This window comes from Paenibacillus sp. FSL K6-1230, from assembly GCF_038002385.1.
Classification (GTDB): Bacteria; Bacillota; Bacilli; order Paenibacillales; family Paenibacillaceae; genus Paenibacillus; species Paenibacillus massiliensis.
On record NZ_JBBOCK010000001.1, the window covers coordinates 1,293,325 to 1,305,172 of the forward strand.

The window sequence follows — 11,848 nt, forward strand, 5'->3', positions numbered from 1 at the left end:
GATTTTCCAAGATCGAACGCTATACTATAATTCATGGTAAAACAGGCATGATTTAACCTTTTACGTCATTATACACTTGTTTAAGTGTTCTTACAATCTTAAATTACTTTGATAAGGTACTTTTGGTGACGTTATTAAGTCCTTGGATGAAAAGGAATACAAAGATAAGAACTCCTGCCGCAGGGGAGAAGAGCGGTAGGAGTTCTTTGGGATGAGGGGATGTATTTGGTCTTTCCGGGGCGACATTGTAGATGTTGCTTACTTTAGCTCGTCTGCATGTGAGCGTTCTGCCGTATAGGCAGCAGCATGTGCGCTGTGGAGATGGAATGGGGTACTACAGGACGCTGGAATTCAGCAGGGTCCAGGTCTTTGATGATATTCCACTCCGATTCAACCTCCTCCAGCATCTGCCGAGCTGTGGCTCGCGTCTTGTCCGGTGCGATGTTCAGACGTCTGGCGGCATTAAATATACAGGAGCTCACAGCAGCATCCAGATAGCCAGTAACAGCTTCGTTCTGATCAACCTCTAGCTGGAAATTAATCCATGCGTGGACTGTGGCAAGTGTTCCAGCGGCTTTATAACGATGTAGACAGGCTTCAAACTCCTCGAATTGGATCCAAGGATATAGTGCCTTGGCAAGCTTGATCAGCTTGGAGGAGGATAATGCATTGGCATCCTTGGCGTGGTCGCTTTGCTGAGAGTAGAGCATCTTGTCGATCAGCGCAATCTTCCAGCCATCCTGCTGTGCGGTGGCGGTGTAGATCCCCTTGATGGCCATCCCATCTGTTCTCACCAGATTACATAGGAGGTGATCCCGCATATACTCATGTACTTCTTCAAGCGTCTTGATCTGTCCTGAAGCGACCCTGGCATACAGAATATAGGCTTGTGAGTGGCCGCATGCTGGGGTTGTAGGGTTTAACAGATGAGCATAATCAAGCAATCGACTACTCTTGCTCATGGGGGCTCCCTCCTTAGGTTTGATTTACCTGACAACTCGCTATCCATGTTACTCTCTGTTTATATAGTAAAGTTTTCAACACTTATATTTTTGTGTGATGTATTCTATCATTTAAGTGAAGATTTCATTGCTTCCTTTGCTTTATGGAGTTTATTTTTACATAGATATAAAGACTTTGTCAATATAAAAAGCCATATTTTAGTGATTTATCTACCTTTTAAGTTACATTTTATAACATATAAATTACATAAAGGTAACATTTGTGATTCGACGTTGCATAGATCAAACATTTCACTTGCTGGATTTATGTAAATTGATGATTTAATTATGAATTAGAGGTTTACAAACTCATGAATAAGGAGTATAATAAATCTGTTGCCATTAAATAATACATGCGGTCGTGGTGGAATGGCAGACACGCTATCTTGAGGGGGTAGTGGGCGTATGCCCGTGGAGGTTCGAGTCCTCTCGACCGCATCCTGATTTAACAACAGAAGTAAGAACCCTTGTTCATTGAACAAGGGTTCTTTTTTTTGCCTTGAAGGAAGACTCTCATATCGAGGAATAGTGACGATCACGTCGGACCTATTGTTCTAGTAGCTGCCGGATATCGGGTATGATGTCAGCTGGTGGAGTATTTGGCGCAAATCGCTTGATGACATTCCCGTCGCGACTGACCAGAAATTTGGTGAAGTTCCATTTGACTGCCTTGGAGCCGAGTAGACCGGGGGCCGCGGATGCCAGGTGCTTGAAGAGGGGATGAGCTCCATCGCCGTTCACTTTGATTTTCTCAAACATAGGGAATGTGACTCCATAGTTAATCTGACAAAACTCCTGTATGTCATCGCTTGACCCCGGCTCTTGATTGGCGAATTGATTACTCGGGAATCCCAGAACCTCCAGACCCTGCTCATGAAGCTCGTTGTAGAGCTCCTGTAATCCTTGAAATTGGGGCGTGAAGCCGCATTTGCTGGCTGTATTGACAATCAGGAGTACCTTGCCCCGGTACCGGGATAGATCCACGGTCTCTCCTTTTAATGAAGTGGCAGTATATTCATAAATACTCATCGTAATCTCCTCTCCGTGTGGAATTTCCTCAGTTACTATCATAAATTCATGACAAATCTTTAGCAAGCTTTCCCATACCCCCTAAGGATCCTCAGCTATTTAGCCAGCGAACACCTGATAGACGAGAATGACATTCAGGGTGATAATGACGGCTGCAATTATCCAGGCTAGTATATTCTCCCAGCGTCTATTCACGAATTCGCCCATCTTGCTGCGATCACTGGTGAAGCGAATCAGTGGGATGATCGCAAAGGGCAGCTGCAAGGACAACACGACCTGACTAAGCACGAGCAGCTCCTCAGTGCCTCGCTCGCCTGCGATCGCAGTGACGATGACGGCAGGAATAATGGCAATTAATCGTGTCACCAAGCGGCGGAACCATGGAGGAAGACGCAGATTCAGAAACCCTTCCATGACAATCTGTCCAGCTAAGGTACCCGTAACCGTGGAATTCTGACCGGAAGCCAGCAGTGCAACACCAAAGAGGATACTCGCCATCGTTGTTCCTAGCAGTGGTGTCAGCAAATAATACGCGTCACTAATTTCTGCGACATTCGTCATACCTTGAGCATGGAAGACAGCTGCCGAGACAATCAGTATCGCTGCATTAATGAATAGTGCAAAAGTAAGGGCAATCGTGGAATCGAGTGTTGCATATCGAATCGCTTCTCGTTTGCCGGCACTGGAGCGCTCATAGTTGCGTGTCTGCACGATAGAGGAATGTAAATACAGGTTATGGGGCATAACCGTAGCCCCCATGATTCCAATGGCGATATAGAGCATACCTGATTGAGTCAAAATGTCTGTGTTCGGGATGAATCCATTTAGTACTCCACCCCAAGCAGGCTGTGACAGGAACAGATCAATTCCGAAGCACGCGGCAATGGTAGCCATCAACACAATGACCAGAATTTCAAGAGAACGGAAGCCCTTGTTCTGGAGCAACAAAATAAGCATGACGTCGAAGGCGGTAATGATAACTCCGTACAGAATCGGGATACCAAGCAGCAGCTTGAGTGCGATAGCTGAGCCAATGACTTCTGCCAGATCCATGGCAGCGATGGCTAATTCACACATGATCCACAGCAGCATGACAATCGGGCGGCTATAATGCTCCCGGCAAGCCTGCGCCAGATCTCGGCCTGTAGCAATTCCTAATTTTCCGGATAGGCTCTGCAGCAGAATCGCCATCAGATTGGAGATTAAGATCACAGATAGCAGACTATAGCCGAATTGCGAGCCGCCAGCAATATCGGTCGCCCAGTTGCCTGGGTCCATATAGCCGACAGCTACCAGATAGCCCGGGCCTGCGAAGGCGAGAAATTTTTTCAGCCTCGATGCATGGCGCGGGACGGATAAAGAGGAGTTCATTTCCGCGAGAGAAGCGGTCTGAACCGGTGGTTGTTCAACGTGATGTCCCATTTCTATCACCTCATATATTGTACAAAGTCAAATGATTTTCATCGGTTTCATCTTCTTACATTGTACTCCTTCAATTATTTTTGTCTAGTGCAACTTTTGTGTCTAGAGGCAAATGGGGCCTTGTTAACTAAGAACTTGGGGCAATATTGTGATAGACGTTTCATTTATGGTGAGAAGTTTAAAGGAAATATAGAGAGGGCAACCTACCTGCATTACTACACTATCTAGGCTAAAGGAGAGATTGGAATGGACGCATTATATACAGCAACAGCAACGGTACACGGTGGTCGGACTGGACATGTCGCTTCTTCCGATGGTGTGTTGAAGCACGATCTAAGTATGCCTAAGGAATTGGGTGGAGGCGGAGGCAACGGTACAAATCCTGAGCAGCTTTTCGCAGCAGGGTACGGAGCTTGCTATGAGAGTGCTTTATCCAATGTAGCCAGAAAAGCGGGGGTCAAGCTGGATAACCCTGAGGTTACGAGCCATGTGTCCATAGGGAAAGATCCAGCTGACGGAGGCTTCCGTCTTGCTGTACGGCTGGAGGTCAAGCTTCCAGGTATTGAACGGGAGCAGGCAGAGAAGCTGGCGAGGGATGCACATGCATTCTGTCCATATTCCAAGGCGACTCGTGGGAACATTGAGGTTGAACTGGAAGTGGTCTAAAGCTGGGATTCAAAAAAGCGCAGGCCGGGGCATCAGCTCTGGTCTGCGTTTTTTTGTGTCTATGATTCTGCATCCGCATCAAGTAGGACATTACTTTTATAAAAAAAATAGAGAAGTAGCAAACAGCTAAAGAAGCAATACTTACATAAAATGATATCTGTTTATCATCATATGGAAAATAACCTTGTCTTTTTGTGAATTCATACAAAAATAGGATGTCCACTATTGAAATTGTATACATATTAAGTGTTAATTGATGATTATCAAGTGAGTTTAATTCACATTCTGATGAAGAGTGTCCATGTATTTCGCGACAGTAGAGCCCGCCATAAGATAGAGGCCTTTGTGTAAATTCGACCAAAGAAGGTGTGTATATGAGTAGTAATCCTAGTTCATTGTCTGTTGCCCGGACGTCCTCTGCTCCTGAGCTTCCTCGTGACTGTACATTTTCCGCGGAGGATTGGAAGGTGCTGTCTTCATATTGGTACCCGGTAGCTCATGCAAGTGAGGTAACTGATCAGCCGCTCGCTGCCAAGCTGCTAGACATGAAGCTGGTCTTATACCGCAGTGGTGACAAAGTGGTGGTGGCCAGAGATCTGTGCTTCCATCGAGGAGCACCGCTCAGCAAGGGCTGGGTGGAAAATGGGGAGATTGTGTGTCCTTATCACGGCTTTCGATATAATTGTGAAGGGAAATGTACGGCGGTTCCTGCCCATCCCGCTGCCAAAATCTCTCCGAAGCTGAAGCTGATCGTCTACCCTTCGGTGGAACGTTATGGTCTGATCTGGACTACGCTCGGAGGCGGCGGTGAGGAATTAATTCCTGATTTTCCGGCCTGGGATGATCCTGATTATATTCAGATTCTGCCCCCGCCATTCGACATTGCGGGCTCGGCTGGGCGGCAAATGGAGGGATTTCTGGACGTATCCCATTTTGCATATGTACACACCGAGACCTTTGGTGATCGTAACAATACCGAGGTGCCGCAGTACACGGTCAAGCGCGATGGCAACGAACTGATTGCCGAATATTGGAGTACCGTGAGCAACTATGGAAAAGGGCAGATGAATGCAGCACCAGAGGGCTTCCAGTGGTTAAGGGAATTTCGGGTCTTTCCGCCATTTGCTGCTTCGCTCACAGTGTATTTTCCTGAGGAAGGTAGACTGAGAATTCTGAATTGTGCATCCCCGGTGTCTGCGAGGTACACCCGATTGTTTTGCCCTATCGCCCGTAATTTTGATAAAGAGGCCCCGATCGAGGACACGATCCGTTTCAATTTGCAGGTATTTGATGAGGACAGGGAAATGGTGGAATCCCAGACACCGGAGGATCTGCCACTGGATCTTCATGCGGAGGCACACATTCCAGCAGACCGTACTTCAATCGCCTACCGCCAGCTTTTGACGGAGCTTGGCCTGGGTCGGAATTATACATCTTAATTCGTTATCTCTCCTAGCAGTGGTCAATCATATAGATGCAACTGCACATGTAATACTGGAGTGATCTGTGCATAATCAAGGGCTGGCAAGGCTATCTGTCAGCCCTTTTGTCGTCGTTTGTATTTGACATCAAAGTGAAAATTCTTTAATATGACTTAGGTGATTCAGGTTTTTGCTGAACAAATTTGAGAACACAGGTGATGTTATGTCTTCTTACAGACCGAATATTGTCAACTTTACAAAAGCCAGCAGTAACGAGAACGAAGGGCTCTATGAATTTATGATGTACCTCGAAGACGGAACTGAATGTCGTGTCTTCTATCAGCGTCATCCGGAATGGACAATGACTAACATCAGCCGTTTGCTAAGAACACCTTGTCCTGTCTGCCGGAAGGATTTCATTTGCAAATGCATGGATCAGTTCAAGGGAGAACTGGGACAGCAACTGCACGATCATAACTGGCTTGAGAAGGCTGCTGCCGAATAAGCAGGAGTGCGCGAGAGAACTATAGAATGTATGAAGCAATTCGCATTTCAGACATCTTACGATGTGTGGGAGGATTGCCCATCAAGACGCCGTGATGAGGATTACGGTGTTTTTTTGTACTATAATTTGTGTGTGGATTATTCCATAACAGTCTGGTGCAAAAGGAGGGATTCCCATGACAAAAACCTCGCCTGAGGTGCCTACATCGACGGAGGAGCAGGAGCTTGTACAGTTATCTGCTTCATCCGCTATCGTGCTCATTGATGGAATATGTCATTTTTGCCAGGGGGCAACCCGGTTCATCATTGCACGGGACCCAAAGGGATACTTCAAGTTCGCTTCTCTGCAATCTGAACGGGGTGAGCAGCTGCTGCAGGTTGGAGGAATGTCAGCTCAGGCCCTTGATACCCTTGTCCTTATCGAACAAGGACGCTATTACACTCGCTCTACAGCAGCGCTTAGAATAGCTAGAAGACTTCGCTCGCCCCTTGCAATGATGTATGTCTTCATTCTGATTCCTGGGCCGCTGCGGGATGCAATGTATCGGTATTTTGCCCGCAATCGGTATCGCTGGTTCGGCAAAGCCAAGGAAGATTATTGCCAGATGCCCGCGCCGGAGATCAGGAAGCGTTTTTTGTAAGACGTCTGCGTAGCAGCCAGACTACCAAGGTCAATAGAACGATGCCCGACCCTGCTGTCCATGCTATACGCTGGATATTGGGGGCATTGACGACCACATTTACCGTATTGGGTCGGAGCAGGGATATATCCCAAGTGAGCGTCTTGCCGTCCGAGGATACATGATCCGCATTATGGGTCAGTGGCTTAATAGGAAGAGTCAGGCTAAAGGACAGATCGAGCTGATTGTCAAGCAGTCGCTTGGTCAGGAAATTCATGCTCTGGATACGCTGGGTCCATGATTCCAGGCCCCCGCCACTCATGAACTTCATCAGATCCGCTTGAGCCTGTATGTTGTATTCGGTCGTGAACAGGTGGGCCGTCTCCAGACGTGTAAAAGACAGACCTGGTGGTAAAGGCTTGGCTCCTGTGGTAGTCGTGCTATCCGTACGTTGCTCAGCTGCAAAATGTCGTCTGAATTCAAGTCCTTGTCTTCCTGCCTCCTGCAGTTCCTTCACCTCGATCTCGTAAGGCTCCAGCAACCTGGTGATGAAGCTCAGCGCGTCTGGGAAATTTAAGGTCTGCAGAGCCTGGTCACTGATGCTGACAAAGGCCTCGAGATCAGTGCTGTTGTCCCGATTGACCGTCACATGTGCTTCTCCTCTCGCGCAGGCGCTAAGCAGCAGCAGGCAGCCTGACAGAGCTGCTATAACGGCAATCAACCGTAAATGTCTGGACAAGCGTAATCCTCCTTTCGGTAGCTGCGGTTCAGAAAAAAGTTGCCTGTAGCTCATATCTATGATAACATACCAGTAAAAATATAGAACGTAACGGAAGCACCGTTCACCATTGGCTATATAGCGATGGATGGACGGTGCTTTTTTGCGTTCATGGAACGGAAGGAATGTGATGCTATTTGATGTCGATTACAGCCGTACTTGCCACGGAAAATCGTGAATACATTGAGCCATTGTTGGATTATCTCCACGGAAGTGAGTATAGCAGGCAGTTGCGAATTACGGCTTTCTCGCAGTCGGAGTCCTTCGCGCAATTTATGGAGGAATCGTCATTGAACAGAAGGCTGCCAGATGTCGTAGTGGCGGAGCAGGCGTTTCTGGATTCATGGAGTGGCTATACGGATTGTGAGCAGCCTCTCTTGCTGTTAAGTGAGCACGGAGCCACTATGGACGGAAGAACGGGTATTGCCATGTATCAGCCGCTGCCCCGATTGCTGGAGAAAATATTGGATGCAGGTAGACTACAAGCTGCAGTTGCGAGCAGGCGTAACCGTGAGGGGACACTTACGATTGGCCTAATCTCGGCAAGTGGAGGGACGGGGAAGACAACGACCGCTCTGAACATGGTCAAGCAGTTAGGCGGGGCCGGCTATTCTGTGTTCTATCTGAATCTGGAGACGTTGGATTCGAGCTCGTTATTTCACGACCAGAGAGAAGCTGCTGGAAGGGGCTTATCAAGACTACTGTACGATCTCAGGTCTGGCAAGGATGGACGCCACAAACAGAACTCGACTATTCTGCCGATTCAAGAGTACGCAATGCGGCACTCTGTGCTGAAGGCTGATGTATTCGCTCCTCTTGCCAATCGCAAAGAGGTGCTTGAGATGGATGCGCAGGAGACGTCCGCGCTAATTCAGGCAATTGTGGATGGTGGCCGCTATGATGTCCTTGTCATTGATGCTTCTACTGAGCTGAACGGGCGCTTGCAGGGTGTATTGGATAGAACTGATGAATTAATCTGGCTGTTGAATGACGAGTTGCTCTCCATGCATAAATGTATGCTGTGGCTAGAGCTGCTCCACAAGGAGTACTCATCTGCCTACGAGAGCTGGATGAGCAAAGTACACTTTGTCGTGAATCGGTATATGGGAGAATTGGCAAATACACCTCCTGCTCTTATAAAGCTGTCAGGGTCCCTTCCGTACATTCCCTCCTGGAAGCAGATGCAGCTGGATGAGCTGCTGCTTAGCTCACCTATTTTCCAGCGAGAGGTGAGGTTGCTTTGTGGAGCCATACTCGGGGATGAGCTATAGAATGCTGATGTGATGATGGTGACGATAAGTGATTATTACTAGTGGCTATTGGTGGGTGTACAAGGTATAGCAGGGCAATATGAATGCCTGCCACCAAGGGAATGCATGGAAGAGAGTACGGTGAAGAAAGGAGAACGGTATGAACGAAGAGACATTTCTTGCGCTTCGCAATGACATCCGTACAGGACTGAATGTCATCTCATCCCTCGACGATCAGGAGCTAATGGAGCAGATTGAACGCCGAATTCTGCAAGATCGTCAGCTGGATGAACTGACCTCACGAGAGAAGTACAGGCTTGTGCGTCGTATTTTTGATTCCTTCCGGGGACTTGATGTGCTGCAGCCGCTCGTGGATGATCCATGTATTTCGGAGATTATGATCAATAGTCACCGTGAAATTTTTGTGGAGCAGGGCGGGGAGATCATCCAGGTGCCTGTGGCTTTTGAGTCCAGAGAGCGGCTGGAGGATATTATTCAGACGATTGTGGCGGGAGTCAACCGCATTGTGAACGAATCGTCTCCGATTGTGGATGCGCGGCTCCGTGACGGTTCTCGTGTGAACATTGTCCTGCCACCTGTGGCCTTGAAGGGGCCAACGTTAACGATCAGAAAGTTCCCTGATAGTCCTTTGACTATGACGGACTTAATCGGGCTTCATGCACTGGATGAACATACCGCAGAATTGTTGAAGCTACTTGTAAGAAGTAAATACAACATTTTCATCAGTGGGGGAACCGGGTCAGGGAAGACGACATTTCTCAACGCGCTGTCTCAGTACATTCCAGCAGATGAACGGATCATTACGATTGAGGATTCGGCTGAGCTGAAGATTGTCACTGTCCCGAATCTGGTGTCCTTGGAGACCAGAAATGCCAATACAGAGGGAAAGGGTGCCATATCCATCCGTGATCTGATTCGAGCCTCGCTCCGGATGCGCCCGAATCGAATTGTAGTCGGTGAGGTGCGTGGCGCCGAGGCACTGGACATGCTTCAGGCTATGAATACCGGACACGATGGTTCCTTGTCCACTGGCCATGGTAACAATATACACGATATGATCAGCCGTTTGGAGACCATGGTGCTTAGTGGAGCAGAGCTTCCGCTGAGTGTAGTTCGGCAGCAGATTGGTTCGTCGATTGATATTATCGTCCATTTATCAAGACTTAGGGACCGTTCACGGCGCGTGATGGAGATTACTGAGGTCGTGGGCGTAAGAGATGGAGAGGTGGAGCTGAATCCGTTGTACAAGTTTCAGATTGATGGGGAAATGGATGGACGTATTACAGGACACTGGGCGCCTTGTGGGGACGGAATGGTGCATGTTGACAAGTTAGCGATGTCCGGGTACGAAATCCCTGTGGCCTGGGGGGAGAAGACTTATGCGTCTGTATCGTCTTCCTAAAGGAAGAGAGCGGAAGGCAAGAGAGAACAAGATAATAGGACAAAAGGTAAAAGAGTATAGAAATGAGGATTCCTCAGCGGACAATTCTTCAGGACATATCCTGCCTAGCTATACAGTGTATATGCTGTCCAAGCGACAGCGCTGGGTTATTTTAGTGCTCTCAGGTGGTCTGCTCTACGGTATAGGTTACTTGTTTTATCATCATGCACTAATAGCTCTAATACTTGCGGGTGGTGCAATGGCCTGTCCTGGACCGTACAGTCGATTCTTACTTGCAAGGCGAAGAGCGACGCTCAGTATTCAATTCAAGCAGGCATTATATTCGCTGTCATCCTCTCTGGCTGCGGGCAGATCCGTGGAGAACAGCTTTCGAGAGGCCGTTCAGGATCTGAAGCTGCTCAGCCCGGAAGGGGAGAATGATCTTATCCGGGAGTTCGGCATTATTATAGCGCGTATGGAGTACGGGGAGCCTGTAGAAGCTGCGTTGCTGGATTTTGCTCAGCGAGCTGCGATGGAGGAATTTTGCGGATGTATTCGTCACCTGTAAGCGTACTGGCGGGGACTTAATAGAGGTCATGCGCAGAACTTCTAGCGTGATAGGAGAGAAGCTGGAAATTCAACAGGATATCCGAATTATGATTGCCCAGAAAAAATTTGAGGCCAAGGCGATGTTCGCAGCCCCGTTTCTGTTCGTGCTGTTCATGAACCTATCTGCCGCGGATTATATGGAGCCGCTCTATAGCGGTGCAGGCAGAATAATTTCTACACTATGTCTTCTCGTCTTGGGGCTATGTCTAATGTGGATGAGCCGTATCGTCAGAATTGAAGTATGAGGAAGGGATAAGGGAAATACATGATTGAATCTGTCTTGGTTGTACTGGTTCTGCAAGTGGGCGGCTGGGTGGTGCTGAACCTAATGCACGGTAAGAAGTATCGTTCGATACAAAGCATCAGAATGCCGGGATTACGGCTACAAAGGTTGTCGGGTCCATTTATATGGATAATACTGTCGTCGTGCTTGATTCAGCGTTGTCCACTTCTGATGTTCCGACTGCAAAGAATGATTGGTAAGTTGCATGGAATGGATCAGCTTGGGGAGAGAACAATTCTACTATTGGCTGAACTGATGGGCTATAGCTATGGAATACTGGCTCTCGGCTGTCTGTTAACGGTCATAACCGGTGGAGACACGGCGGGGCTTATCTTGAGCCTGCTACTAGCCATACTTATTCCTGCTGCGCTGCTCAGAGATTTGCATACGAAGGTGATCAACAGGGACCAGGCCATTCTCATGGAATTACCTGAGCTATTGGGGAAGATCATGCTGCTTGTCGGGGCAGGGGAGACGGTACAGCGTGCTATGCTGCACTGTGTGAACGAGAAGAGTGGGGCTACTGAGCATCCACTGTATCAGGAGTTGAAGCAAGCAATTGGTGAATGGAATAACGGATATTCATTTCAGCAAGCTCTTGAGCAGTTAAGCAAGCGTTGTGCCATCCAGGAAGTAACGATCTTCACCACAACGGTGTTGTTAAATATGCGTAGAGGCGGCAGTGACTTTGTCATGGCACTGCACGAGCTGTCTCAGACACTTTGGAGCAAAAGGACCTCGATCAGTCGAATTCGTGGGGAGCAGGCATCATCCAAGCTGGTGTTTCCCATGGCGCTGATCTTGTTAACGGTCATTGTATTAATTGGAGCACCCGCTTTTATGATTATGGATCTGTAGGAGGA

11 protein-coding genes, 1 tRNA gene and 1 pseudogene are annotated in these 11,848 nt (G+C 48.1%); 9 read left to right on the forward strand and 4 right to left on the reverse strand.

Going from position 1 to position 11,848, the window contains the following annotated elements; genetic code table 11:
- Positions 1 to 263: 263 nt before the first annotated feature.
- Positions 264 to 962 (reverse strand): urease accessory UreF family protein, encoded by a 699-nt coding sequence (locus MKX74_RS05630; protein ID WP_028589666.1) that lies wholly within the window; start codon positions 960 to 962, stop codon positions 264 to 266.
- Between the two features lie 394 nt (positions 963 to 1,356).
- On the opposite strand from MKX74_RS05630, the gene MKX74_RS05635 reads away from it, so the two are divergent.
- Positions 1,357 to 1,439, forward strand: a tRNA-Leu gene (locus MKX74_RS05635).
- Positions 1,440 to 1,547: 108 nt separating this feature from the next.
- On the opposite strand, the gene MKX74_RS05640 is transcribed toward MKX74_RS05635, so the two are convergent.
- Complete coding sequence (locus MKX74_RS05640; RefSeq protein ID WP_026281264.1) at positions 1,548 to 2,030, reverse strand: glutathione peroxidase; 483 nt, start codon at positions 2,028 to 2,030, stop codon at positions 1,548 to 1,550.
- Between the two features lie 99 nt (positions 2,031 to 2,129).
- Positions 2,130 to 3,452: an Nramp family divalent metal transporter gene (locus MKX74_RS05645; RefSeq protein ID WP_341177764.1), complete on the reverse strand. Its 1,323-nt coding sequence runs from the start codon at positions 3,450 to 3,452 to the stop codon at positions 2,130 to 2,132.
- 246 nt (positions 3,453 to 3,698) lie between these two features.
- Between MKX74_RS05645 and MKX74_RS05650 the strand changes: the two genes are divergently transcribed.
- From MKX74_RS05650 to MKX74_RS05665, 4 genes are all read left to right on the forward strand, one after another.
- Positions 3,699 to 4,118 (forward strand): organic hydroperoxide resistance protein, encoded by a 420-nt coding sequence (locus tag MKX74_RS05650; protein ID WP_018886618.1) that lies wholly within the window; start codon positions 3,699 to 3,701, stop codon positions 4,116 to 4,118.
- Positions 4,119 to 4,492: 374 nt separating this feature from the next.
- Positions 4,493 to 5,557: an aromatic ring-hydroxylating oxygenase subunit alpha gene (locus MKX74_RS05655; protein WP_018886617.1), complete on the forward strand. Its 1,065-nt coding sequence runs from the start codon at positions 4,493 to 4,495 to the stop codon at positions 5,555 to 5,557.
- Positions 5,558 to 5,762: 205 nt separating this feature from the next.
- Positions 5,763 to 6,044: a hypothetical protein gene (locus MKX74_RS05660; RefSeq protein WP_051091171.1), complete on the forward strand. Its 282-nt coding sequence runs from the start codon at positions 5,763 to 5,765 to the stop codon at positions 6,042 to 6,044.
- A gap of 175 nt (positions 6,045 to 6,219) precedes the next feature.
- Positions 6,220 to 6,684: a thiol-disulfide oxidoreductase DCC family protein gene (locus tag MKX74_RS05665; protein ID WP_018886615.1), complete on the forward strand. Its 465-nt coding sequence runs from the start codon at positions 6,220 to 6,222 to the stop codon at positions 6,682 to 6,684.
- On the opposite strand, the gene MKX74_RS05670 is transcribed toward MKX74_RS05665, so the two are convergent.
- Positions 6,665 to 7,402: a hypothetical protein gene (locus MKX74_RS05670; RefSeq protein ID WP_341177765.1), complete on the reverse strand. Its 738-nt coding sequence runs from the start codon at positions 7,400 to 7,402 to the stop codon at positions 6,665 to 6,667. The two genes, MKX74_RS05665 and MKX74_RS05670, sit on opposite strands and share 20 nt — an antisense overlap.
- A gap of 179 nt (positions 7,403 to 7,581) precedes the next feature.
- Between MKX74_RS05670 and MKX74_RS05675 the strand changes: the two genes are divergently transcribed.
- From MKX74_RS05675 to MKX74_RS05690, 4 genes and pseudogenes are all read left to right on the forward strand, one after another.
- Entirely contained in the window at positions 7,582 to 8,712 is a 1,131-nt protein-coding gene (locus MKX74_RS05675) for a ParA family protein (RefSeq protein WP_341180521.1), read from the forward strand.
- Positions 8,713 to 8,851: 139 nt separating this feature from the next.
- A complete protein-coding gene (locus tag MKX74_RS05680; RefSeq protein WP_341177766.1) occupies positions 8,852 to 10,114 on the forward strand; it encodes a CpaF family protein in 1,263 nt (420 codons plus the stop codon).
- Between the two features lie 121 nt (positions 10,115 to 10,235).
- Positions 10,236 to 10,947: pseudogene (locus MKX74_RS05685) on the forward strand (type II secretion system F family protein).
- A gap of 20 nt (positions 10,948 to 10,967) precedes the next feature.
- The gene (locus MKX74_RS05690) at positions 10,968 to 11,843 is read left to right on the forward strand and encodes a type II secretion system F family protein (RefSeq protein WP_341177767.1); all 876 of its coding nucleotides are present in this window, start codon (positions 10,968 to 10,970) and stop codon (positions 11,841 to 11,843) included.
- The last annotated feature ends 5 nt before the right edge of the window (positions 11,844 to 11,848 follow it).